We start from the raw sequence: 25,831 nt of genomic DNA, 5'->3' as shown, positions 1-25,831 counted from the left end.
TGATTGGTGAGATAAACTTTTATTTAGGCGACTGGAGATCACCATGCGTAAATTGCTGAGTTCTACTGCATTACTGCTGATACAAGCATGTGCAACAGAAAAGCCTTTAGACAATTCGATCAGTAACACTCTCATCCCATTTACTGTCGAGCAACCGCTCAGTTGCAGTTTCGGAAAACTGGAGTTAAGTGACAATGTTATTGTCTCGGCCGCAGGCGGCGGAGAGGGTAAAGAACTTGATTTTGTCATAGAACAAAAAAGTGGAAATGCCGCCAGGAAAATAGATGTTGTCGTCAATTCAATCGATAAACCAGTTGTATTGATGTTGGGCACTTATAACGCCACGATTTGGAATATAGGCTGGACGGCGGGAACCAAAATCCTAGCGGTTTCCGTTTTCGGTTATCACAAACAACGAGTTTCGGGATTGCCTGCCGGAACGCCGGTATTGGCTAGCAGCTATGATGAACAAGGCCCTTGCGAATTAACGGACTTGACAAACAATAAAACGGGGTCGAATGAAGACAAACAAGCGCAGCAACTTTTTAATAGACCGATAGCGAGTTTCAGTCGGGTCAAGAGAGGCAAAGTATCGATTGGCAACCCTTTGACTTATGGTGTGAGCTTGGTGACTTCGAACGCAACCCCACTTGAATCGTTTCGAATACCAAATACGCCGTTAGCGGGGAATGCCGGTTTGGAACAGGCCTTGAAGGAAAATATATTAAGAAAAGCGACACTCGACGATGTCGCGGAATGGACCAGATTGCTTAAACAAGAATATGCGCAAATGAATAAAAAGCCACCTGATATTCCTCCATATTTGGATAACGCGTTTATGGTCTTGAAAGAGTTTGTCTGTCCCGCCGGCCTGTATGGCGGGAATTCGGCAAATTTCTATGTCGCCAAAGGAGTTCCGTACCCCAAGGGCAATTGTGGCCATTCGAGTATTTACGATTTCAATTCCATGATGCTCGAATGTAGTGCGGGTAGTCCTTGTGGGGCGGATATCCTTAACGGAAGAATTGGCGCAGGCGCGATGCGGCGCATGACGACTATTAACTCGGGTCCTGGAAAACCCAGTGATTAAATAGTCCAAGCCTAATGGAGAACTGTCTGGCATAAAATCTCGTCCACAGTCACCCAATAGGACACGATAAACAAAGTACACCGCATATTTGCGATCGGTTCGGCTCACAAACTCTCTAACTGCCCGTTGTTCTACTTACGCAATGTATGTGTAAGCAGACACTAATGAGTTGGAGTTGAACGTCAATTTTTGGCCGAACTCGAGGGTGTCCTGAATTTTGTGTAAACGGTGTTTATTAATGGTTTGGCATCCGGTCGTCAAACTGAATGCTAAACCGATTTAAAGCGGCTTTCCAGTCATGCAAGGGCATGGTCCATTTTTTACTGATATTCATCAGCGCCAGATAAAACAGTTTCGATAATGCCTCGTCATTGGGGAAAGAGCCACGATTTTTAGTGATTTTCCTAAGGCTCATATTGACCGACTCGATGGCATTGGTACCCACAGGGCATAAATGGTGTAGATGATTCGGCGTATTTCCGGTGGATAGTCGAAAAACGGGATGATCCGGCTCCAATTACGCCGCCATATCTGGGCAATCGAAGGGTAATCGCCGTTCCATTGTGCCTCGAACTCAACCAGTTGCTGCTCGGCCTCTGCTACGGTAGCCGATTGATAAATCCGCTTGAGGTCATCGGCAATCCGTTTGCGCATTTTCCAACCGACATAGTTCAGGCTGTTGCGCACTAGATGGACGATGCAAAGCTGAACGGCGGTTTGCGGATAAACGGTTTCAATGGCTTCGGGAAAACCTTTCAGGCCATCGACACAGGCGATGAAAATGTCCTGCACGCCGCGATTTTTCAGTTCGGTCACCACCTGTAACCATTTATGCCCTTTGGGTAGAACTTAGCCCCTTCGGTTTGGGCGATCCATAGCCCCAGGACTTCCTTCTCGCCATTCAGATTGATACCAATCGCCAGATAGACGGCTTTGACCCGCACGGCACCGGTATCGCGCACTTTGACGTGAATGCAGTCAAGATAAACAATGGGATAAACCGGTTCCAGTGGCCGCGATTGCCAGGCTTTAACTTCATCGGCTACCGCGTCGGTGACCGAGGAAATCAACGAAGGCGAAACCTCAGTCCCATACAGCTCTTCCAGATGACTCTGGATTTCTCGCACCGTCAGGCCGCGGGCGTACAGTGAAATGATCTTGTCGTCGAAACCTGTCCAGCGCGTTTGATGTTTGGCGACGATTTGCGGCTCGAAGCTGCCGTGACGGTCACGCGGAATCTCAATCGGTAATTCGCCGAAGTCGCCTTTGAGGTTTTTTCGGCTCTTGCCATTACGGGCATTGCCACTGGAATTGGTGATGGGGTCATGCTTGGCGTGGCCTAGATGTTCGGTCATTTCGGCTTCCAACGCGCGCTCGACCAGCGCCTTGGTTAACTGCTTCAACAGGCCGTTTTCGCCAATCAGGTCTTCGGGTTTTTGATAATCCGATAGCAAGGTATCGAGCAGCTCGGTCGGGATGGATTTTGATACGGTCATTTTTTCTCCTCTAAGGAACGACAGTTTCCTGCCTAATGGCCGTTTACACAAAAATTCTTACACCCTCCCGAACTCAGCCTATCCCCTCAGCAAACAGAAATGCAGCGCCCTCAAACGCCAGGTCAGTACCTAACCAGCACCGTTTCGTTAGACAGCAAGCGCCGCAGGCGGATCAAGAGTTCATCGCTCGGACATACGCGCCAGTCGTCACCCAATTGCAGGATGGCTTTGTCGGTGGCAGTGCGATACTCGATTTGGATCGGACATTGGCCGCCGCAGAATGGCGTTAGCGTGGTCTGTAGGCTTGCCAGCCAACCCGGCGGCAGGCCGCCATTGGCCAGGTCTATCGTTAATGTAATTCCGCGGGCATATAACTCGCGCGCTTCTTCCATGCTGTAGAGCTTCTCGGCAGTCATCCTCAGACTGTTGGTAAAGTCGTCCATTGCCAATGAGCCTTCGGCAATCAGGATCGTGTCTTTGCTGAGCAGGTTGCGATATTTGTCGTAAATATTGCTGAAGGCCGCCACTTCCAGCCGGCCGGTACGGTCGTCCAGCGTTGCAAAACCCATCATCTTGCCCTGCTTGGTTTGCCGGGTACGCATTTCCACGATCAAGCCGGCAACACGCGCTTCCATTTTACCTCTGGAGCGGCCGGCATCGACCTCCAGACTGGCTAGCGAGCCGTGGGTGATATGTTTTAATTCCGGCAGATATTCGGCGATAGGATGACCTGTTAGAAACAGACCCAAAGTTTGCTTTTCCGCTTCCAGCTTTTCTTTTTCGGTCCAAGGCTCGACCACGGTGGAATAAGCTTCCGCTTCACCGTCGCTCACTTCGACTTGTACCGCCAAACCGAATAGATCGTTTTGACCGGCCAGCGCCATTTTTCCGTGTTGTTCGGCAACTCGCAGCGCTGTGGTTAATTCGGCGAGATGCGCCGCGCGATTTGGATCGATAGTATCCAGCGCCCCGGCTCTGATCAATGCTTCCAGAACCCGGCGATTGACCTTGCGTAAATCGACGCGCTTGCACAGATCGTACAAACCCGCAAACGCTCCGTTGGCGGCCCGCTCTTTTAACAGATCTTCAATTGCATTTTCGCCGACACCCTTGATCGCACCGATACCGTAAACAATCTGACCCTGGTCGTTTACAGTAAAACGAAAGTCTGAAACATTAATGTCCGGCGGGCAGATCTCCAGCTTCATTTCCCGGCATTCATCGATCAACACCACCACTTTATCGGTGTTATCCATATCCGACGACATCACCGCCGCCATGAACGCGGCCGGAAAATGTGCCTTCAACCAGGCGGTTTGATAAGCAACCAAAGCGTAAGCCGCCGAATGCGACTTGTTGAAACCGTAGCCGGCAAACTTCTCCATCAGGTCAAACACATAAGTGGCAATCGCCGCGTCAATCTGATTTGCCACCGCACCCGACATGAATTTTTCCCGCTCCTTGGCCATTTCCTCCGGCTTTTTCTTACCCATCGCCCGCCGCAACATGTCAGCACCGCCCAAGGTGTAACTGGCCAATTCCCGAGCAATCTGCATCACCTGCTCCTGATACAGAATAACGCCATTGGTGGGCTTAAGGATGGGTTCCAACAATGGATGGGCATATTCGGCCTTGGCACCGTGTTTGACGTTGATGTAGTCGTCGACCATGCCCGACTCCAACGGTCCGGGACGGAATAAGGCCACCAAGGCGATGATATCGTCGAAGCAATCCGGTTTCAGTTTTTTGATCAACTCCTTCATGCCGCGCGACTCCAGCTGAAACACGGCCGTAGTCTGGGCGTTTTTTAACAATTCATAGCTTGGCAGGTCGTCGCGCGGAATCTGGGAAATATCGACCGGCTCTTCGCCACGCTGCGCGCGCTGGCGATTGATGGTTTGCAGCGCCCAATCGATAATCGTCAACGTCCGTAAACCCAGGAAGTCGAATTTGACCAAGCCAACCGCTTCGACATCGTCCTTATCGAACTGCGTCACCAGATTGCCGCCGCCCTGCTCGCAATACAATGGACTGAAATCGGTAAGCTTGGTCGGCGAAATCACCACGCCGCCCGCGTGTTTGCCGGCGTTACGGGAAATACCTTCCAGCGAACGCGCCATATCGATCAGGGATTTAACCTCTTCCTCGGTATCGTACAAAGCCTTCAATTCGGCACTGTCTTGCAGGGCCTTATCCAGCGTCATGCCAATTTCAAAGGGAATCAATTTTGCCAGCCTGTCCACAAAACCGTAGGCGTGACCCATCACCCGCCCCACGTCGCGAATCACCGCCTTGGCCGCCATCGAGCCGTAGGTGATAATCTGTGACACGTGATCGCGGCCATAGTGACGGGCCACGTAATCAATGACCTCGTCGCGGCGTTCCATGCAAAAGTCGATATCAAAATCGGGCATCGACACCCGCTCCGGGTTCAAAAACCGCTCAAACAGCAAATCGAATTCGATCGGATCCAGATCGGTAATCTTCAATGCGTACGCCACCAAGGAACCGGCACCGGAGCCCCGCCCCGGCCCCACCGGTATCGCATTGTTCTTCGCCCACTGAATAAAGTCGGCAACAATCATGAAATAGCCGGGAAAACCCATTTGGGTGATCACGTTCAGCTCGACTTCCAAGCGTTCGTCATAGACTTTTCGGTTTTCCGAGAAGCTGCCCTTGCCTATCGGCGGATACTGGATCAAGCGTTCTTCCAGGCCTTGCCGAGAGGCCTGTTTAAAATACTCGTCCAGAGTCATGCCTTCGGGGACAGGAAAATCGGGCAAATAGTTTTCGCCCAGCGTCAGCTCGACATTGCAGCGTTTGGCGATTTCCACGCTATTGGCCAAGGCCTCCGGAATGTCGGCGAACAATTCCGCCATTTCCTCGGCAGTGCGCAAATATTGCTGAGCGGTATAGTTTTTTGGCCGGCGACTATCGTCCAGCACCCGGCCCTGATGAATACAGACGCGCACTTCATGCGCGTCGAAATCGTTTTTACTGATAAAACGCACGTCGTTGGTGGCAACCACCGGCAAATCCAGTTCGGCAGCCAAATCCGCTGCTAGTTTGATGTAACGCTCCTCGTCCACTTTACCGAGCCGCTGCAATTCCAGGTAAAAACTGTCTTCGAACAAATCCCGCCAATATTCGGCACAACGTTTGGCTTGCTCGGCATTTTCCGCCAACAAAGCCTGACCGACATCGCCGTCCATCGCTCCCGATAACACGATCAAACCCTCATGATTCTCGGCAATCCAGTCTTTCTGCAACATCGGAATCCCTTGATGCTGCCCTTCCTGGTAGCCTCGGGAAATTAGCTCGGTCAGCCTGACGTAGCCTTTTTTATTACGCGCCAACATGGTCAAACGAAACGGCGAGGCCGGCTCGTCGGGGTTGAAAATCAGCACATCGGCGCCGATCAAGGGTTTGATGCCGGCACCTTGCGCTGCTTTATAGAATTTAACCAGCGAGAACAAATTGCTCTGTTCGGTAATCGCAGCAGCCGGCATTTGATACTCAGCCAGTTTCTTCACCAACGGCTTGATCCTGACGATACCGTCAACCAGGGAGAACTCGGTATGAATACGAAGATGAACGAAACTCGGCGTCATGGCTGTTTAAACAAGATACTTTTTAACAGGGGCAAACGATTTTCGATGCTGCGGGGTGAACCCAAGCTGCGCTAATGCCGCTAAATGCTGCTGGGTAGGATAGCCTTTGTGGATAGCAAAAGAATAGCCGGGATACAGCCTATCCAGCGTCTGCATTTCCTCATCGCGGGCGACTTTGGCTAATATCGAAGCGGCGGAAATTTCCTCGACCAATAAATCGCCTTGCACGATAGCTTCGCCAGGTATATCCAAGTTTGGCAAACGATTGCCGTCCACCTTGACCCAATCCGGGCGATAGTTCAATTGCGACACAGCTCTTTGCATCGCCACCATTGTAGCTTGCAGAATGTTGATATCGTCGATTTCACTGGCTTCGGCGCGGGCAACGGCCCAGCACAAAGCGTTGGCCTTGATCTGTTCGGCCAGCAGCTTGCGTTTCTTTTCGGTGAGCTTTTTAGAGTCGGTCAATCCGGGAATCGGTTTGGCAGAATCGAGAATCACGGCAGCGGCAACCACCGGGCCGACTATGCAGCCGCGGCCAACTTCGTCGATACCGGCTATGCGTGGGGTGTTATCGGAGGATACCGCGCGTGACATTACGTAGAAAGCTGACCATATTGGAAAGTTCGTTGCTTTCGCCGGCCATATCTTCCATTTCTTCGATGGCGTCTTCCAGACGCAGATTGTTTTTATAGAGGATTTTATAGGCTTTACGAATCTGCCGAATCACTTCCGGCGGCACGCCGTTACGTTCCATACCGACCGAATTGATGCCGTGCGGCCGGGTCGGTCTGCCACCCACCATTACATACGGCGGAATATCCTGAGTGATCGCACTACCCATTGCCGAAAAACTGTATTCGCCGATTTGGGTAAACTGATGCACCAACGTAAAACCGCCCAAAATAGCGTGATCGCCGAGATGCACATGACCAGCGATCGAGGCGCCATTCGCCATGATGACATGATCGCCGATCTCGCAATCGTGCGCCACGTGGGTATAAGCCATGAACAAATTATCGCTGCCGATCAAAGTCAACCCTCGATCTTGCTGCGTCCCACGGTGCATCGTGCAAAATTCGCGTATCACGTTGCGGTCGCCGATTTCCAGACGGGTGATTTCATCGGCGTACTTTTTATCTTGCGGGTCTTCGCCTATCGAGGTGAATTGGTAGATCGTATTATCTTTACCAATGGCGGTAGGGCCTTTAATCACCACATGCGGCCCGATCTCGGTACCTGAATCTATCTGCACATCCGGGCCAATAACCGAGAATGGCCCCACTTTAACATCGTCGGCCAATTCGGCATTGATATGCACAACCGCTCTGGGATCTATCATTTAAGCCTCTGCGGCCACAGCCGCACACATGATTTGCGTACTGGCGGCCAGTTCGCCATCTACTTCCGCACGGCAATCGAACGACCATAGGTGACGCTTGTGTTTGATGTAAGTGACTTCCAGGCGCAATTGGTCGCCGGGAACGACTTGTTTTTTGAAACGGGCATTGTCGATGCCCGCCAAGTAATAAATCGTGCCTTTGCCCAATTGGTCGTTACTTTGCGAGGTCAGTAGCGCGGTGGCTTGCGCCAGGGCTTCCATGATCAACACACCAGGCATGATGGGCTGACTTGGAAAGTGGCCTTGAAAAAACGGCTCGTTAAATGTCACGTTTTTCACAGCCAGCAAACGCACGCCCGGCTCGCACTCAAGCACCCTGTCTACCAGCAAGAAAGGATAGCGATGTGGCAAGAGTTCCTGAATTTGTAAAATATCGAGTGTGCCGGCCATGAGTTATCTGTGCGAAATGAAGAGAAGCGGGAAGTTCGCTTAGACCAGGAACTCCCCCACTTAAGGTGCTGCATGCTTCCGCAATCAGGGAAGCATCGGGGAAAATCTTACTGCGACAAGTTTTCCAGTTTTTGCTGAACGCGACTGGTAACGTCAATTTGATCGTTGGCGTAAATAACACCGTCGGTCAGCAACAAATCAAAAGACTCTTCTTTGGCTAACGCTCTTACTGCTTCTACGATGCGTTTTTGTAGGTTGCCCAACTCTTCGTTTCTACGCATGTTGAAATCTTCGCTGAACTCTTGTTGTGCACGAGCCGCGTCGCGTTTTTTATCCAGAATGTCTTTTTCGATTCTATGACGCTCTTCTTCGCCCATGACCGCAGTGTCGCGGCCCAACTTTTCTTCCAGCGATTTGATCTCTTTTTGCTGAGAAACCAGCGCTTTGTCTCTTGGTGAAAATTCAGTTTCCAAGCGAGTTTTTGCTTTGGCCGCTTGTGGCGCTTTTTCCAAAACCTTGGCCACATTGACAAAACCGATTTTCAGCTCTGCGTGACTCACGCCAGCAAAAATCATCAGCATTAGAAACAAAGAAATTCTATTTTTCATGGTCAAAACCATCTCCGGTTAATTTTTTTTTGAGTTTAAGACAGAACGCAAAGGCGATTATAGGGCAAAACAGGCTCAAACTAAACTAAAATCCCGAGCCGAAGGTGAACTGGAAGGCTTGAGTTCTATCGGTACTCTCGGAATTCAGTGGTTGGGCGACGCTCACTGCCAAGGCCCCAAACGGCGACAACCATTCGCCGGACAAACCAACCGAATACCGGAAATACTTGCGCAAATCGCCGGTACTAAGTCCGGGTGCCAGCGTACCAGCGTCAACAAACGAGCCAATCCGCACCGATTTCAGATCGCTTAAGAACGGCACAGGGAAAAACAGCTCAGCCTTGCCAATCATTTTTGTGGAACCACCGATAGGACGGTTGTAAGTATTGGCGGTGTTGATGTCGTTGGTGTCAATGACACCGAGGGTATTTTGCATAAAACCCCGTACGTCACCCGTACCACCAGCAAAATAGTTTTCAAAAAAAGGCAAACCCGAACTACCACCATAGCTTCCGCCATGCGCTACCTCACCCAACAAGCGGAAGGTAAAGTCGTTGGACAAGGGAAAATAATGCTGATGTTTATAGCCGACTTTGAAATATTCCAAATCACTACCGGGTACGGTAATCAATCCGGACAGCCTTTGCTGACCACCGCTATGAGCGAAGGTGGCTCTGTCTAAAGTATCGTGAGTCCAACCCACAGAAGTGGACAGCGTATCAAAGCTTTTCGACCGGATAGCCGAAATGTTGTCACCCTTCTGAAACCCTAAGAATTTTAGAATCGTGTCCGACGATAAGTTAGTATTTTCAATCTCGGTGCGCTTTAAATCAATATCGAAACCAATGCGGTCGAACTCATTCAGCGGAATACCAAAGTTGACACCGGCATTCGTGATCGTTGTGTTGTAAGCCGCCAAGTTAGCCGCGTAGGCATTTCTAGAAGTGTAACCCAGGTTGTAGCCCATCGCCACGCCATCCAGCGTGTAATAAGGATCTGAAAAACCCAGATTATAACGCGTCAGAATACTACTGTTGTTGAACGCAAAATCCAGCCGCTTACCGGTACCGAAGATATTGTCTTGCGACACGTTGGCGTTAAAAATAATCCCTTGCACTTGCGAGTAACCGACACCGGCCTGCAAGTTACCGGAGGCTTTTTCCTTGATGGTGTAATTGACATCGATCTGATCGGCCGAACCCACTACAGGCGGGGTTTCCACCCCCACTTCCTCAAAATAACCCAATCTATCCAAACGGGTCTTGGTCCGCTCGATCTTGCTGCTGGCCGCCCAACTGGACTCCATCTGCCGAGCTTCCCGGCGAATCACTTCGTCACGGGTCTTGGTGTTGCCCTTGACGTTAATTCGTCGCACATACACACGTTTGCCCGGATCGACAAAGAAGGTCATCGCCACGGTTTTTTGCTGCTCGTTAATTTCCGGCACCATATTCACGTTGGCAAAGGTGTAGCCTTCGTCGCCCAATCGGTCAGAAATAGACTTAGACGTTTCGGTGGCGTTTTTCCGGGAGAAAATCTCGCCGGGCCCGACTTTAACCAATTTGATCAACTCTTCCGGCGGCACAATCAACTCACCGGACAGTTTGACCTTTTCCAAGGTGTACACATCGCCTTCCTTGACGTTGATAGTGATGTAAATTTCCTTTTTATCAGCCGTGATATCGACCTGAGTGGATTCGATGGAGAAATTGATATAACCGCGGTCCAGATAATACGAACGCAGTTTTTCCAAATCCGCGGACAGCTTTTGTTTGGAATATTGGTCGTCTTTGGAATAAAAAGACAGGAAGTTGGTAGTGCTTAATTCGAATTCTTTCCGCAACAGATCGTTGGCAAAGGATTTGCTGCCGACGATATTGATTTGCTTGATTTTGGCAACCCGGCCCTCGGAAATATCGATATGAATGCCGACCCGATTACGCGTCAATTCCGAGACTTCGGTTTTAATTTTCAGGCCGTATTTACCGTGGCTGAAATATTGCCGGCGCAGTTCTTGTTCGACCTTGTCCAGGATTTGCTTGTTATAAACCTTGCCTTCCGCCAAGCCGATTTTCTTCAAGGCTTCTGTCAAATCTTCTTTTTTGATGTCCTTGTTGCCTTCGATAACCACTTTCGCGACCGAAGGCCGCTCGACCACATTCACCACCAGCGTGCCGCCATCGCGTTCCAGCGATATATCCTTGAAAAATCCGGTGTTGAATAAGGCTCTGATGGCCGCGGCTTGCTTGTCTTCGGAAAAGGTTTCGCCGACATTAACCGGCAAATAGTTGTAGACAGTACCGGCGGAAATTCTTTGTAAGCCCTTGACCTGAATATCCTCAACTACAAAGCTGCTTGCATGAGCGGCCTTGCCGGACAGCATACTCAACAACAGTATTTGTAATAGCGGTTTTTTCTTCACGCAGTCAACCATGGAAAAGGAACAGGCGCGATTGTAACACGCTGTTTTCGGATTCCCGCGCCTTCAATGGTAAATACTCGTAAATTCTGGCCGAAAAATTGCTTTCTTATTCAGTTTCAATTGCAAGGAAAAACAATTCAAAAAAAATTACAAAAAACTAACACAAACTATTGAAATAAAACATTTATGATCAAATTAACCAAATGTATCGGCAATCAAGCTCCGATAAACGGCACGCGTATAATCCGCTTCCATAGCGGCCGCTTCGCCATCCGTTCGCGCACTGACGCCGCCAGCTCCTTTCACCGGCGCAATCGCGTTGGCCGAGTCCAGTTCGTAAACTCCGGCCACGGAAATGCCGTGCTCAGGCGTGATCAGGCTATAGCAGGTATTGAGCCAATGCGCTTCAGCGATGGGGGTCTGATTGATTAAGCTCGTCACCGCCAACGCACACGCTTTGGCTTCGGAATTCGCGGCAAAAGCGGATTTAGGGATGGGCGCGTAGTGCGCGGAATCGCCGATTACATGGATAAACTCGTCAAATAACGATTGCCCGGTCAACGGCCGAACCGGACACCAAGCGGTGCTATCGGTCAAACCCTGCTGCAAGGCGATTTGTGCGGCGGTTTGCGGCGGAATGATATTCAAAACATCGCCCCGGAAGCTGTCGCCGAATTCGCTAGTCAGCATCCTATTCTGCTTATCCAGTTCGAGCAAAGGATTATCCGCCAAGCTATGCCACTCGATCAGGCTATTGGCGGTGCCGTAACCGTAATGTTTCGCCCAACCGGCTTCGAACAGCGCCTGTTTGGAAAAGCTGCGCTTGGCATCGAGAATGAGTATTTTCGAACGCGGTTTATGCTGTTTCAACCAATAAGCCATCATACTGGCCCGCTCGTAAGGGCCGGGCGGACACCGATAAGGATCGGCCGGCACGACCATCAACACCACCCCACCATCCGGCATCGCTTGTAGTTGCCGCGCCAGCAGTAAGGTCTGCGGACCGGCCTGCCAGGCATGCGGAAATTGCTCTGCGGCAGCCTGATCGTAACCGGCCATCGCATCCCAGCGAAAATCGATGCCAGGCGACATGATTAACCTGTCATAAGTGACGCTTTGTCCCCCGACCAAGCGCAATAGCCTTTGTGCAGCGCCCAAACTACTAACGCGATCAACTAACAGCTTGACTCCATAACTGTCTTGCAAAGACTGATAATCGACTGTCAACTGGTCGAGGTTCGCCAAACCGGCAAACAACCAATTACTGCCAGGACAAGTGACATATTTGGCTTTGGGTTCGATCAGCGTGACTTGAATATTCGCATCCAGCAAACGCAGATATTTCGCCGCCGTCGCGCCACCGAAGCCGCCACCGACCACAACGACATGAGCTTTGGCACCGCTACGGAGCGGCAATCCGCCACAACCGCTAAGAACGCCCGCTCCCAAGCCGGCAACGCCTTGCAAAAAACGTCTGCGGGATAACCCAGCCATTAATTTCGACTCAAGAATTCCGCAACAGCCGCAAGTTCAGCATCGCTATAAGCTTTAGCCAGACGGGGCATCAATGTGGCTGGGTTTTTATCGTATTTAAAATCCAGCAAGGCTTGCCGGATCTGTTGTGCGGATAAATTTTTTAAAGAAGGGATTGAGCTTTTGGCATCCAAGCTCGACTCGGCGTGACAATTCCGGCAATTAAAGGCAATCGCTCGTGCATCAATTTCGGCATGAGCAATAGAATTTAACGCACTAGCAACTAGAGCCGCCGCCGCATAGAAAATTCGCTTCATGCCGTTTAAGCAAGCAGTTTCTGCCGAAACACTTCGTACAACAATACGCCAGCCGCCACCGATACGTTTAGGCTTTCCACCTGTCCAGCCATAGGAATCTTCACCAGAAAATCACAATGCTGACGGGTCAAATGGCGCATGCCGGTACCTTCCGTACCCATTACCACCGCCAGGGGCATATCCAGCTTCGTCTGAAACACCGTCTGCTCGGCTTCGCCGGCCGCGCCCATGATCCAGATATTCTGCTCTTTCAACCAGCGTAGCACCCTGGCCAGATTGGTAACCTGATACACCGGCACCGTTTCCGCCGCGCCGCTGGCTACTTTGCAAACCGTCGGCGTAATCCCGGCGGCATTGTCTTTGGTAACGATAACGCCATGCGCGCCCACTGCATCCGCAGTGCGTAGACAAGCGCCGAGATTATGCGGATCTTGCACTTGATCCAGCACCAGATAAAACGGCATAGTGGTTAGCGCTTCGACATCGTGCTTGAGTTGGTCTTCGCTGCGCATCGCCGGCAATTCCACGGCCACCACAATGCCTTGGTGATTTTTGCCGTCGGCCATCTTTTCGAGTTTTTTGCGCTCGGTTTTTTCCGGATTGATGCCAAGCTTGATTAGATCGTCAATCACTTGCTTCAGACGCACATCCTGCCTTTGACTATCGATCCAGGCACGGCGAATTTTCTGTGGCGAATAATCCAACGCGGCCTGCACCGCATGAATGCCAAACAATTGGGTTAAATTCATGAGCGACGGCGTCTTTTGGCTTTTGGCTTACTTGGGGCTTTTTTATCGTTATCTGATTTAACAGTTTTGCTGTTAGCTGCAACTTTTTTACGGCTGGAAGATGACTTGGTTTTGGCGATTTTCTTACCCGACTGTATCAACTCGAAATCGATTTTCTTGTCGTCCAGATTAACCCGCACCACGCGAATTTTGACCATATCGCCCAAGCGGTAACGCACGCCGGTGCGCTCGCCGTATAACTGGTGTTTGCTGGCGTCGAAGGCAAAATAATCCTGTACCAAGGAGGCGATGTGCACCAAGCCTTCCACGTAAATCGATTGTAATTCAACGAAAAACCCAAAACCGGTCACAGCGGAAATTACGCCGTCGAACTCTTCGCCGATTTTGTCCATCATGTATTCGCATTTCAGCCAGCTCACCACATCGCGGGTGGCGTCGTCGGCGCGGCGCTCGTTCGCCGAACAATGTTCGCCCAACAACACCATATCGGGATGGGTGTAATGAAAACTATCCACCGATTTGCCTGCCAAACAGTGGCGAATCGCCCTATGCACCAGCAAATCCGGGTAGCGGCGGATCGGCGAGGTGAAATGCGCATAAGCATCCAGCGCCAAACCGAAATGGCCTTTGGTTTCCGGGCTGTAGACGGCTTGCGACATGGAGCGCAGCAAAATGGTCTGAATCAAATGCGCGTCGGGACGCTCCTTTACCGACTCCAGCAGATGCATGTAATCCAATGGCGTGGGTTGAGCCTTGCCGCCCAGAAATAAGCCCAGTTCGCCGAGAAAGGTTTTCAGCGCCAGTAATTTTTCCGGGCCGGGGCCGTCGTGAATCCGCAGCAGGCGCGGCATTTTTTTCTTGTTCAAAAACCGCGCCGCTGCCGTGTTGGCGGTGATCATAAATTCTTCGATCAACTTATGGGCATCGTTACGTTGCAGAGGTACTATTTCCGCGATTTTGCGCTCCGGCCCAAAGACGATCTTGGTCTCCTGAGTGTCGAAATCCATCGCCCCGCGCAACTCACGCTGATTGCGCATCACTTTATACAAGCCGTATAAGGTCTGTAGATGCGGCAATAAAGCGGCATGTTTTTTCGCCAGTTTCTGATCCCCATCCACCAGCATTTTTGCTACTTCGGTATAGGTCAAACGCGCATGAGAACGCATCACAGCTTCAAAAAACCGCGAACGCAGGACATTCCCTTCTTCGTTGATCAGCAACTCGCAGACCATGCATAAGCGATCCACATCCGGGTTCAATGAACACAAACCGTTGGAGAGTATCTCCGGCAGCATCGGTATCACTTTTTCCGGAAAATATACTGAGGTACTGCGATTTTTAGCTTCGGCATCCAAAGCGGTATCGACTTTTACATAGTGCGAGACGTCGGCAATCGCTACCAACAGTTTCCAGCCTTTTGGGGTTTTCTGCGCGTAGACGGCATCGTCAAAATCTCGGGCATCTTCGCCATCTATGGTTACCAAGGGCAACTTGCGAATATCTTCCCTACCCTGCTTGGCGGACTCGGGCACTTGTGGGGTTAGTTCCTTGATTTCTTCCAGTAACTGGTCCGGCCACTGATTAGGCAAATCGTGCGAGCGAATCGCCATTTCGATTTCCATGCCAGGTGCCATATGCGCGCCCAGTACTTCGGTGATGCGGCCCAAAGGCTGGCAATGCTGGCTAGGTTGCTGAATGATTTCGGCCACCACGATCTGACCTTGCTTGGCATGACCAACGTCTTCCTTGGCAATCAACACTTCGTGAGCGATTTTTTTGTTATCCGGCACCACATAAGCCACGCGGCCCTCGGTAAAAAACCGGCCGACCACTTGATGCGTATTGCGTTCGCTGATTTCAATCACTGCCGCTTCACGGCGGCCACGTCTATCAATGCCGGCCACCCGGGCGATTACGCGGTCATTTGGCATCAGCGGCTTCATTTCCCGCGGCGACAAAAACAAGTCTTCGCTACCGTCATCGGGTTTCAAGAAACCGAAGCCTTCCGGATGGCCGAGCACCCGTCCGGCGATGGTGTTATCCCCGGAGCCCAGGCTATATTTTTGCCGGCTGTTAAAACTTAACTGACCGTCACGCTCCATGGCGCGCAGCCTGCGGCGTAGCGCTTCCAAGGCATCGGGAGTTTCCAGAGCAAATTGTTGGGCGATTTGTTGGCGGCGTAACGGCTTGCCGGCTTCTTGAATAAGCTGGAGGATCAGCTCGCGACTGGGTATGGGGTTCTCGTATTTTTCGGCCTCACGCTGGGCGTGCGGATCGACGAGTGCGTTAAAATCAGCTGTCTGATCGGTATTTGATGTCATTGAATCTGCTTGCTGGGTTCTGCCGCCTATTCCCTGTCGGAACCGGCCGGCAATCGTCTTTGTTATATAAAATCATAGCCTTTCTTCTTGTTCTGCGTGGGAATGACGTCGTCCAGAATACGCCGGCATTCGAACTGCCAGTAGCCCAAGCCGATATTTCTGCGGCCGTTCAAAATGATGGGAAAATTCTCATGTCCCATAAACATTCGCAATAAATCGCCGTCTTTCAAGCGAAAAGAATCCATGATGATAAAGCTTTTTTCGCCTTCGTTATCTCTTATGCCATAGATTAAGGCTTTCTTGCGCTCCGCGTCGGTGTCCGCCTCCAGCGCCTGATAAGCCACCGGGAAAGCTTGGGCGGCGATTACCATCACCTCGAATATCAGCTTGGAATCCTGCTTGGGGAGCAGTATTTTGCACACCACGCCGAGCGAGCGTTGTTGCGGCATCGCGTCTATCTTGCGGAAACTCACCAAGCTGCCGATAGACAGCACGCCTTCCTTTTGGAAATTACAAGACAAGGCGCGCTCGGAGTCAGTCTCGGCCCGTATTTCCAGACCGGTTTCCAAACCGGGCCTACCGGTTTCCAATAGATCATAGGTCGTTTCCAAACCAATAGCCACATATCTATCCAGCCGATCAGCAAAATATACCGTCCCTTGCGGCTCCTTCCCTTGCCAGCGCTGCATCAGATAGTCGAACAGTTCCGCCGATAGCTTTTGATGATTATTTTTATCGATCTCCAGCGAACTAAAGCGCGCTTCGTCCTTGCTGCACAACTTGTCTGCCTGCTTGATCACTTTACCCAACTTGGTCAGATTCAGGTAAAGCATGGCCGAGTCCGACCTGCGATCTGTTTGCGTGCCACTGAGCAAAAACGCCGGCGGCAAGTCTTCGTCCATTAAAATCGCGCATTGCACGGCTTGCTCGGCTACCGGTTTGGTTTCGATTTGCAGAAAATCGCTGATTTTCTCCAAAAACTCATAAACCAGTTGAAACTCTTTCTGCATCAATCCGGATGGGTAGGCCAAACTCAGCAGCAATATTTGTTTATAGCTGTCTTCGACTGACGACAGTTTGCTGAATATACCGCCCTGGTCTGCCACCTTAGAGCTAGCCTTATCCAGCTTCACGGCGAGTTTATACAACGAGTGCAAATCGATCCAGATCCAGTCCGGCACCGGATAGCTCATCATGTAGTGACTTATCACTATCCGGCTCAAGCCCCGGATAGTGCGCTGTATCGCCAGCGCGGTAGACTTACCCTGTAACCAACCGATTTCGCGGCGGGTCAAATCCTTCACCACGCTCCAATAGCCGATGGTAAATTGTCTTTCGATTGCGCAGGCCAAGCCGAAGATTTTTTTTTCGCTTTCACCCTTGGGGAAACCAAACTTGATCAGTCGCGAGCGCAAATAATCGTCGATCAAGTAAAAGCTGTCTCTGAGTAACTCCAAGGCATGCAAGCGTTTTGCCGCCGGCATTTCCACCGAAATCAATTCGCCCAATAACTCGTAGAACAAACGGGCAGCCAGACCGGGATTGGCAGTCGGCAGTTCCGCAATCCATTGCCGTAACGCATCGTCGGTAAACGACGCCGATAATTGGGGATCATTTTTTTGCTGGGGTATGACCAGAAAAAAAGAGTTTTTCACAAAGAATCCATTATTGATGAAAGTACTGGGTATCCCTCACTATGCAGGATGACATCCCAATAGGCGACAAAACCAACAGCGCGCTGCGTTGCTAAGCCATCAGCCATCGCCTAGAACAACCCTTCGTCGTCTATCATCAAATTTTGCAAGGCATTCACATCCTTTCTGAGTTGTTTCCTTGCCAATAACTTGGTTTGCACGCGTTCAGGAAGCTCGGTAAAAATCAATACCTGATTGGCCACCAGTAAATCCACCAAGTCGTCTATCACTCTGACCATATCGTTATCGGTGGCTGACAAGGCTTCCCTTGCCTTATCACTTGGGACCTTCTGCAAAAATACCGCTACTTCCGGGTGGTCGACATCGAGCCACTCGTCGCCGCTGTCGCGCAGTTGCACAATTGCACCTGCCTGATCTCGGACTATATACGGCACAGCTTACCTATCATTGTCATAATCAGCAAAATCTCGAACCTTACCGGTAAGCACTGGCAACGTAAAAACCGATCATCTAGGCGAGATAGTCAAAGCGCCCAGCGTGACGCCAATGTCTATACCGCGACCCTTGCCGGAGAGTGCCAAAGAGATTTCGCCGCGGGTTAGCAGTTGCCCGTCTATCGACTTGGTGGCGCCGGCGTGCCCTTCAAAAGCGACAAAGCTGCCATAGATTTCATTCAAATTTCTCACTTCGGAAAACACCCCGGTGCCCTCTATTTCCGATTTACCGATGGTAAAACCTATGCTCTTGGAAGCCAGTGCAACTTGTGCCCGCTGTCCGTTACTACAACTGATATTACCAAGGCCATCATATTGCTTATAAACGAGTGACCAACCACTTAACTTGTAAGTCATCGTGCAGGATGTTAGCGATTGCGCGGCTGCCGGAGACACGAAAAACAGTCCGCTTAGGCTTAGCGCCAACAGCGGAATAAATCGAAAAAACTGGGTTGACATTAGAATCTCCATTTTTATAAAACCTTAAATACAAATCGATGCGCCACTATCGCTGCGTAAACGCCATTATATTACAAACAGTGTAAGCTTCCGTTTACTGTGAAGCGCTCAACGATAGCACCGACTTAATCCCATCCGCTGTTTCGGCCTGATTCAACTCGGTCGCCATTAGATACAGCCTATCTTTGCTGATCCCACCGGGCTCGGCCAGATACTGCGCGATATGGTTGGCTCTGGCAATCGCCAGATCGTTAAGGCGCTGCGGATCGGGTGGAAAAATGCCTTCCAGCTTCTGTTGCGCCAACGGGTAAAAGTCAGCGTCCGGATTACTCTTGATCCGTGGCTTGCCCAATAAGGATCTATCCATCTCCAGCGGGAAGACTTCGCCAAAAAACTTGGCCAGCAAGCGCTTGTAGTCATCGTCGGACAATTCAATGTATTCGTGCCGAACTTTCTCACCCTTGTCGCGCAACTCGCCGGACTTCATTTTTTTCAGTACATCTTTTACCGCTTCAAAACGCATCGCCGGCCAATCCATGTTTTCGTAGGCTATCCCTTTGATTTCCAGAGTCAACTCAGGTTTACTGAGCAAGGCTTTGTTAAGCTGATCCAATTTAGCGGATTCTTCGACAGCTAATTCAGCACTACCCGGCGCAAAAGCCACCGCACTAAAATCTTTATCGTCATCCAATAACGAACCCAACGCCTTGAACGGCGACATCGCCACTTTAGAGATCAGATTAACCAACACATTAGCCAGCAAGGAGCCGATACTGAATTTCGGATCCTCCAAACTGCCGGTGATTGGAAAATCCAGATTGATTTTGCCGTCCGCATCTTTCAGCAAGGCAATCGCCAAATGCAAGGGCAAGGACACTGCATTGGGATTTTCCACATGCTCACCCAACGTCAGCTGATCGATTAGCAATTTGTTCTGCACCGCCAACTCTGACTGCTTGATGGTGTATCGCAAATCCAGCGCCATTTGGCCTTTTTCAATCCGGTAGCCGGCAAACTCAGCCATATAAGGCGTAATCAACGGCAAAGGCATGTTGGTAAAATTTAGGGCAATATCCGAATCACCCGTATCGAATTGATATTTGCCTTTGATGCCCACCGAGGCCATCTCGTAAACCTTACCTTTTAAAGCCAACTTGGCCTCGGCGTCTTTATCCGAGGAAAATCCGCTGACTTCACCGTTCAAACTGTTCATGGCCGCCACGAACGGCAAAATCAAGGAGTAGTCTGAGAAATCGGATTTACCATCTTTCAATTCGATTTTACCGATACTGACACGCGGTTCGGCGGGTTTGTCGGCCGCCGGTTTTGCGGGAGCTTTGGCCGCTGGCGCTGGTTTTGATGGTGGTTGCGACACCATCAGGTCGTCGATATTGGTTTTGCCGTCCTTTTTGATATTAAACCGTAAGTAAGGACGATCAAACATCACCCTGGCGAACTTGAAATCCTGTTTCGCCAAATCGATGTCTATCCCGGACACCTCCAGGTTGGACCATTTCAAGAAATCCACGTTCTTGACCTGATCACGGGTCACCAAGCCTTCTAAATTGGCACCGCCTTGATACGTGAGTTGCAGTGGTTCGGCAACCGCCAATTGCAGATTGCCCTTCCCGCTCAAGTCGCCATCCACCAATTCCAGTTTCAAAAATGGATCCAGATAAGGCTGGAATACTTTAAGGTTGATATCCTGAATATCCAGCGCCCAAGACCCCGTAAAGGGTTGCAAACTCATCTCGCCGTCAACTTTCAAACCGCCGGTATTATTAAACTTGCTGCTTAATTGCACAGGCAATTTGCCGCCATCCTGAGTGCTGAATTTCTGCAACTTGCAACGCAACTCGCTCAATTGCAGTTCCAGCGGCTTCGGCAGACTGAAATCGGTAAAATGAATGTTGTAGTTGTTCAGTGCTAACTCATCAACATTAACCAGCCACGGCTTGCTCTCCTCCGCAACTGCTGGTGGTACCGATGGTTGAGTGGTGGCTGGAACTGCGGTATCTCCGGCAAACAAAGCCTGATAATTGACAACGCCGTCCGCTTGCAACCATGCGCTAATCGCCGCATCGCTGCTGGATACCGCGCCAATCTGAACTTGCTGTTGATTAACATCGATATTAATTCCGCTAACAGCCAAGGCCGGCACGCTGACTAAAGGCTTACCGTGATTGTTCTCGGTGATTTCCAGCTGCTTGATGTCGATGATACCGTTGCTGATTTTTGTCAGTAAACCATGCGGCGCTTCGGCAAGCGTGTAATCGACTTGCAAGCCGAGCAGACCGTTGACGATTTCCACTGGCAGGATTTGTTGCAAAAATAATTGCCAGCTTCTTGCCAAACCAATCTTTTCCAACTTCAGATGACCCTTTGACGCCAGTGGCGCAATCGAGAAATCGCCATGCCATTCGATACTCCCGCCCGACTCCAAGCCCATGCTCAAATCGCCGACTGCACTGCTTGCCGCTTGGGTGCTGAGCTCGTTAAGAGTCAGATTAAGCGGCAACAAGTTTTCCGATAGCACTTGACCGGTAACAGCGTCCTGCCAACTTATGCGTCCTTCTTTAATCGCAATTTGATGGACCAACAGCGCCAAGCTATCGCCGCCACTGTCTTTTGTGTCGGGCTGCGGCTCTGATTGTTTGACTTTTATATCCGCAAAATTGAACGCGCCATCGGCGCGACGTTCGATATTGAATTGCGGATTATTCAACTCGATAGCATCTAACACCACGCCGCCAAGCTTTGCCGATTCAACTGCGTCCAAATCGACGAATAAACGCTGGAAGCCCACCAGTTCTTTGCCGTCTTTAGGCCCCAAGGCAAAGCCTTCCACCATCAACGTGAACTTGAATGGGTTGAAGCGAATCTCTGATAGCCGGGCTTGTTGTCCGGTTTCTTCCTGCAGCAAGGCCGGCAGTTTTTTCAACGCCAGTGTCGGTACCAGGTAAAACCCCAAAAAGGCATAGAGTGCCAAAAGCGCGATTAGCCCCAGTGCCGCGATCAAGCCCTTTTTCCGCTTCATTGTCACCACCATGCGCTGGAAATTAGTGCAACTTATTCAATAAATCGGCTTCTATTCGACATCCGCCGAGATCCGGGTAATCGGCCAGATTTTGTTCGAAATCGCGGAAGGACGGATGTTGAAAAGCCAATCGGGCGATCTTGCCTTGGACTAACTCAAACTCCAAAGCCCCACCTTTTTCGCGCGGACTGCCGGGCTTGGTGACAAACAGCATAATGCCAATATTCGCCAAAGGCTGGCCTTGATCCTGAGCCGGACGCGCGCAACTGTAGGTCTCGACGTTCAACCCACTAAACACGGCGGCCAGCTGACCGGCGTTGATCAGCAAGCCTTCGTCGGCAACCGTCGGTACTTGCAAAAGCGCTTCCAAGCCAAAGTTGCCCAGATGGTTTTGCAGTAACACCGTCCCGTTCCCACCTTTTTCGGTATTTAACAAAGGGTATAACTGGCGGGCGGCCTCGTCCTTGTTGGGATTTTGCAAGGCCGATAAAAATTGTCGTGCCGCTGACTGAATCGGGTTGATGACGCCTTCTTTTTTCTGCCGGGAGTTGGTCAGCGCCTCCCAATCCTGCTCGGTATTAACCGCCAGTTTCATACTCTTCATCACGGCATAGTCTTCGCTCGCCAGACAGCCGGCGAAATCCTTAGCCCGGTATTGTTCCAGCAACTTCGGCCGAATTTCGTCTGTCATGGCCCGCTGCGCCGAGATATTAAAGTTTTTCCAATCCGGCGAGGTTTTACTCAGGAAATAATACAACACCGCATTGCGATCAAATTTATTGAAGCCCAAATCCTTCATCGCCAACTTCAAGCGCCGGCATTGGCTTTCTACATCCGGATAATTCTGCCAATCCGGTTGCAGATTGGGTTTGGCGGCCGGGTCTACCTGATCGATCAACTGCCGCAAACTCACTTCGCCGTTGGCGGTTTGGATCGGTACCCGCCACAATTCATCAAGTGACAAATCATGCGCATCGGGCGGCAGATCGCCGGAGGTTTTCAACAGCAATGAGGAGACAATTTCCGGGTAAACCCGCAATTCGCCCAGCAGTTTGCTTTCGGAAGACCAGGCACTTAATCCACCTTCAACCACTTCATAAACACCTAGACGGATTTGATTGAAACTACTGCTGTCGCCCGCAAGTACCACGCTGGCAGGCAAAGAATGCGTCTCGGAACTGTATTTACCGTTACCGGAAGGGCCGGCAGCCGGGGTTTTGGCCATCACTTGCGGATTGCTCTCCACCCAGTTGCCGGCCAGTTTGCCCATCACTGCCATACCGGCACCGACCCCGGTGAATGCGAACAAACTGCTGGCGGCATTAACGTCGCTGATCAACTGGGAAAGATTGGCTTCGTGGCTGTTACTGGTCAAAAAATTGTATTCGATCAGGGTGTCCTTACTGGAATCGAGCCTTAACCAAGGCGTCAGAGAGGCTTTTTTGGTTTCCAGTTTGAAATTGCATTTGCCGGTGGTGGCTTGATACAAAAAGCCGCTGGCTTCGCGCTTCAGTTTTAGCGGATCGTTATGAACGCTAAATACCAGCGCGGCGGATAGGTCGCCGTTTTCGTAGTGGCCACCTACATCGCTACAACCGCCTTTCAAGGCGTTATCCCCCTTGAAATCAAAGTCCGACACTAATTGCACATAGTAATCATCGCCACTCACCGTGGTTTGACCGCGTAGCGGCTTGATCGGTAAAGACTCGGTTTTCGGATAATCGACGGCAATTTGCCGGGTTGTGGCGCAACCGGCCAGCAAACCGCTGGTTAGCAATGCAGTAGTAAGGACTGAAAAACAACGTATCGACATTAAATATCCTATGGTGTCGGGAAACCCAGGCAGGCATGTGCCCGATGCAGTATCGTTTAAATGTAGAATCGAGTTCTTAGGCGCCGCTTAATCGTGGTGCGATAAAATTTATCGTAAGGCATCTTGATGCCGCGGATAGACGCTATTCAAGCACTAATTCCATGCAAGTTAGCCGGGAATGATAAATTGAAGTGTGTTTTGTGGCTATTGTTTTGTTCGACGCTGCGATAGCGCTTAGAGCGCGTCCTGTTTGAAGCGATGGATTTGCCGGCGTTGTTTTTTGTTCGGTTTATGCTCGCGCTCTGACGGATGCTGCAAGGATTGCTGCTGCTTATGTAACTCGATTTGCTTAAGCCGTTTATCGATACTGGCTTGGTCTTCGCTGTAAAGTGCCACTGCCTCTTTAGCCGGACGGCGTTGATTATTCAGATCGGTCACCGTAAGCTCCCAAGTGTATTGGTCCTTGGTGACGCTAATCAAATCGCCGACTTTCACTTCCTTGCCCGGCTTACAGCGCTGGCCGTTGACATGCACTTTGCCGCCGCTGACCGCATCGCCGGCCAGACCGCGCGTCTTGAAAAAACGCGCGGCCCACAGCCATTTATCGATGCGGACTTGATTTAACTCACTCAACGCTTAAACCGCTCTCCGTCCAGGCTTTAAAACCGCCCGCCATGCTGACTGCACCGCTATAACCCAGTTGATTCAATACCTGAGTAGCCAGCGCCGAACGCCCGCCAGTCTGGCAATAAACCACTATATCCGCCTGTTGCCGGCCTTGAAAATCCGGATGGCTGTCGATCTTGAACTCCAGCAAGCCGCGAGGAATATTGATGGCCCCCGGTAAATGTCCGGCGGCGTATTCGGCCGGCTCGCGCACATCCAGTAATAAACTGCTCAAGCGCGTTTGCGCAGTTGCCACGTCGATTTCAGTAATCTGCTGTTTGGCGGCAGCCACCAGTTCTTGGGCAGTAAGGCTCATAAAAACTCTCCAGTCGTAAACGGAATCAAGCTTCCATATGTTTTTTCAATTCTTTCGGAATCGAGAATACCACTTTTTCTTCTATACCTTTGTTTTCACGAACCTGGGTGGTTTCTCCGCCCCACTCCTTCAGCTGATTAATGACTTCCTGCACCAGCACTTCAGGCGCAGATGCCCCGGCAGTAACGCCCACCACGTTAATGCCATCCAGCCACTCTTGTTTCAAATCTTTATAGGTATCGATCAAAAACGCCTGCTTACCCAGCTGTTCGGCAATTTCCCGCAAGCGGTTGGAGTTGGAACTGTTCGGCGAACCTACCACCAAAATCAGATCCGAAATCTTTGCCAGATCATGGACCGCGTCTTGACGGTTTTGGGTGGCGTAGCAAATATCGTCTTTTTTCTGCTCTTTGATGGAAGGGAATTGCTCGCGTAACGCATCGACCATGATCTTGGTGTCTGTCATCGACAACGTGGTTTGCGTAACATAAGCCAGATTATCCGGATTATTGACTCTCAGGTTTTTGACATCATCCGGGGTTTCAACCAGATAAATGTCGCCATGCTCGGTACACTTATCGTATTGACCCATGGTGCCTTCCACTTCGGGATGGCCGGCATGACCGATCAGAATCACTTCCCTATCCTGCTTGGCGTGCTTAGCGACTTGCATATGCACCTTGGTCACCAACGGACAGGTCGCGTCGAATACCGTCAACTTGCGCTCTTCAGCTTCTTTTTGGACCTGTTTGGAAACGCCGTGAGCACTAAAAATCAAATACGACCCAACCGGCACGTCACTCAGTTCTTCGATAAAAATTGCGCCTTTTTCCTTCAAGCCGTCGACTACCGTACGGTTATGTACCACTTCGTGCCGCACATAAATCGGTGCACCGAAGGTATCGATCGCTTGATCGACAATTTCAATAGCCCGGTCAACGCCGGCACAGAATCCACGAGGGTTTGCGAGTACGATTTGCATATTCTTGAGTATTTTACTTGGTTAAGACAAAAGGATTTTAATCCAATTTTGTTTCCGAGACGATAATTCCGTCGCTATCGGCGTACAGATAGTGGTCTTTTTTGAAATTGACACCGGCAAAGGTAATCACCGAGTCTCGGTGCCCATGGCCGTGCTTACTGCTGCATAGCGGATGCGTATTCAAAGCCACCACGCCAATCGGCATCTTGTTAATGGCTTCGGAGCCGCGAATACTGCCGTACACAACGATACCCTGCCAGCCATTTTCGACTGCCAAAGCAGTCAAAGTATCCCCCAACAACGCACAACGCTTTGAGCCCCCACCGTCGATCACTAACACCCGATCAGTGACTTTTTCTTCCAGCACGGTCCGTACTAAAGTATTGTCCTCGAACACTTTTAAAGTAGTGATTTGCCCGCTGAACTGGCTTTTACCGCCGAAATACCGAAACAAAGGCTCGGCAATTTGAAAGTTTTCTTGGGCGGAAAAACGGTCACATAAAGCGCCGGTAAGAAATGACATACAGCCT

At 50.6% G+C, this 25,831-nt stretch carries 20 protein-coding genes and 1 pseudogene; 1 reads left to right on the top strand and 20 read right to left on the bottom strand.

Going from position 1 to position 25,831, the window contains the following annotated elements; genetic code table 11:
* Positions 1 to 43 precede the first annotated feature (43 nt).
* Positions 44 to 1,090 (top strand): hypothetical protein, encoded by a 1,047-nt coding sequence (locus tag G006_RS26395; RefSeq protein WP_020485712.1) that lies wholly within the window; start codon positions 44 to 46, stop codon positions 1,088 to 1,090.
* Between the two features lie 235 nt (positions 1,091 to 1,325).
* Here the strand turns inward: G006_RS26395 and G006_RS26735 are convergent.
* From G006_RS26735 to rraA, 20 genes and pseudogenes are all read right to left on the bottom strand, one after another.
* A pseudogene (locus G006_RS26735) lies at positions 1,326 to 2,586 on the bottom strand (IS256 family transposase).
* A gap of 122 nt (positions 2,587 to 2,708) precedes the next feature.
* Positions 2,709 to 6,197 carry a DNA polymerase III subunit alpha gene (gene dnaE, locus G006_RS0123660; RefSeq protein WP_020485711.1) on the bottom strand — a complete coding sequence of 1,163 codons (3,489 nt, stop codon included), beginning with the start codon at positions 6,195 to 6,197 and terminating at the stop codon, positions 2,709 to 2,711.
* Positions 6,198 to 6,203: 6 nt separating this feature from the next.
* Positions 6,204 to 6,794 (bottom strand): ribonuclease HII, encoded by a 591-nt coding sequence (rnhB, locus tag G006_RS0123655; RefSeq protein ID WP_020485710.1) that lies wholly within the window; start codon positions 6,792 to 6,794, stop codon positions 6,204 to 6,206.
* On the bottom strand, positions 6,769 to 7,539 hold the full coding sequence (lpxA, locus tag G006_RS0123650; RefSeq protein WP_020485709.1) for an acyl-ACP--UDP-N-acetylglucosamine O-acyltransferase: 771 nt from the start codon (positions 7,537 to 7,539) through the stop codon (positions 6,769 to 6,771). The genes rnhB and lpxA overlap by 26 nt, the downstream gene beginning before the upstream one ends.
* Positions 7,540 to 7,989 carry a 3-hydroxyacyl-ACP dehydratase FabZ gene (fabZ, locus tag G006_RS0123645; protein WP_020485708.1) on the bottom strand — a complete coding sequence of 150 codons (450 nt, stop codon included), beginning with the start codon at positions 7,987 to 7,989 and terminating at the stop codon, positions 7,540 to 7,542.
* Positions 7,990 to 8,096: 107 nt separating this feature from the next.
* Positions 8,097 to 8,597 (bottom strand): OmpH family outer membrane protein, encoded by a 501-nt coding sequence (locus G006_RS0123640; protein ID WP_020485707.1) that lies wholly within the window; start codon positions 8,595 to 8,597, stop codon positions 8,097 to 8,099.
* An 85-nt stretch (positions 8,598 to 8,682) separates the two neighbouring features.
* On the bottom strand, positions 8,683 to 11,019 hold the full coding sequence (gene bamA / locus G006_RS0123635) for an outer membrane protein assembly factor BamA (protein WP_442785767.1): 2,337 nt from the start codon (positions 11,017 to 11,019) through the stop codon (positions 8,683 to 8,685).
* 195 nt (positions 11,020 to 11,214) lie between these two features.
* On the bottom strand, positions 11,215 to 12,513 hold the full coding sequence (locus tag G006_RS0123630; RefSeq protein ID WP_020485705.1) for an NAD(P)/FAD-dependent oxidoreductase: 1,299 nt from the start codon (positions 12,511 to 12,513) through the stop codon (positions 11,215 to 11,217).
* Positions 12,513 to 12,809 carry a c-type cytochrome gene (locus tag G006_RS0123625; protein ID WP_020485704.1) on the bottom strand — a complete coding sequence of 99 codons (297 nt, stop codon included), beginning with the start codon at positions 12,807 to 12,809 and terminating at the stop codon, positions 12,513 to 12,515. Before G006_RS0123625 ends, G006_RS0123630 begins: the two co-directional genes overlap by 1 nt.
* Before the next feature lie 5 nt (positions 12,810 to 12,814).
* Complete coding sequence (gene rlmB / locus G006_RS0123620) at positions 12,815 to 13,558, bottom strand: 23S rRNA (guanosine(2251)-2'-O)-methyltransferase RlmB (protein ID WP_020485703.1); 744 nt, start codon at positions 13,556 to 13,558, stop codon at positions 12,815 to 12,817.
* Positions 13,555 to 15,879, bottom strand: coding sequence for a ribonuclease R (gene rnr / locus G006_RS26385; protein WP_020485702.1), 2,325 nt, complete (start codon positions 15,877 to 15,879; stop codon positions 13,555 to 13,557). Before rnr ends, rlmB begins: the two co-directional genes overlap by 4 nt.
* A gap of 62 nt (positions 15,880 to 15,941) precedes the next feature.
* A complete protein-coding gene (locus G006_RS0123610) occupies positions 15,942 to 17,534 on the bottom strand; it encodes a hypothetical protein (RefSeq protein WP_026147264.1) in 1,593 nt (530 codons plus the stop codon).
* A 110-nt stretch (positions 17,535 to 17,644) separates the two neighbouring features.
* Entirely contained in the window at positions 17,645 to 17,932 is a 288-nt protein-coding gene (locus tag G006_RS0123605) for a hypothetical protein (RefSeq protein ID WP_020485701.1), read from the bottom strand.
* A 108-nt stretch (positions 17,933 to 18,040) separates the two neighbouring features.
* A complete protein-coding gene (locus G006_RS0123600; protein WP_020485700.1) occupies positions 18,041 to 18,487 on the bottom strand; it encodes a hypothetical protein in 447 nt (148 codons plus the stop codon).
* A 94-nt stretch (positions 18,488 to 18,581) separates the two neighbouring features.
* Positions 18,582 to 21,524 carry a DUF748 domain-containing protein gene (locus G006_RS0123595; RefSeq protein WP_152429006.1) on the bottom strand — a complete coding sequence of 981 codons (2,943 nt, stop codon included), beginning with the start codon at positions 21,522 to 21,524 and terminating at the stop codon, positions 18,582 to 18,584.
* A 22-nt stretch (positions 21,525 to 21,546) separates the two neighbouring features.
* Positions 21,547 to 23,337, bottom strand: a complete 1,791-nt coding sequence (locus G006_RS0123590; protein WP_020485698.1) for a hypothetical protein — start codon at positions 23,335 to 23,337, stop codon at positions 21,547 to 21,549.
* Positions 23,338 to 23,571: 234 nt separating this feature from the next.
* Positions 23,572 to 23,970 carry an RNA-binding S4 domain-containing protein gene (locus G006_RS0123585; protein WP_020485697.1) on the bottom strand — a complete coding sequence of 133 codons (399 nt, stop codon included), beginning with the start codon at positions 23,968 to 23,970 and terminating at the stop codon, positions 23,572 to 23,574.
* Positions 23,963 to 24,319 carry a rhodanese-like domain-containing protein gene (locus tag G006_RS0123580; protein WP_020485696.1) on the bottom strand — a complete coding sequence of 119 codons (357 nt, stop codon included), beginning with the start codon at positions 24,317 to 24,319 and terminating at the stop codon, positions 23,963 to 23,965. The genes G006_RS0123585 and G006_RS0123580 overlap by 8 nt, the downstream gene beginning before the upstream one ends.
* A gap of 25 nt (positions 24,320 to 24,344) precedes the next feature.
* Complete coding sequence (ispH, locus tag G006_RS0123575) at positions 24,345 to 25,301, bottom strand: 4-hydroxy-3-methylbut-2-enyl diphosphate reductase (RefSeq protein WP_020485695.1); 957 nt, start codon at positions 25,299 to 25,301, stop codon at positions 24,345 to 24,347.
* 37 nt (positions 25,302 to 25,338) lie between these two features.
* Entirely contained in the window at positions 25,339 to 25,824 is a 486-nt protein-coding gene (gene rraA / locus G006_RS0123570; protein WP_020485694.1) for a ribonuclease E activity regulator RraA, read from the bottom strand.
* Positions 25,825 to 25,831: the final 7 nt, after the last annotated feature.

The organism is Methylomonas sp. MK1 (assembly GCF_000365425.1).
In the GTDB taxonomy this organism is placed as follows: Bacteria; Pseudomonadota; Gammaproteobacteria; order Methylococcales; family Methylomonadaceae; genus Methylomonas.
Note: the sequence above shows the minus strand (reverse complement) of the source record. Positions and strands in the feature narration are given on the sequence as shown.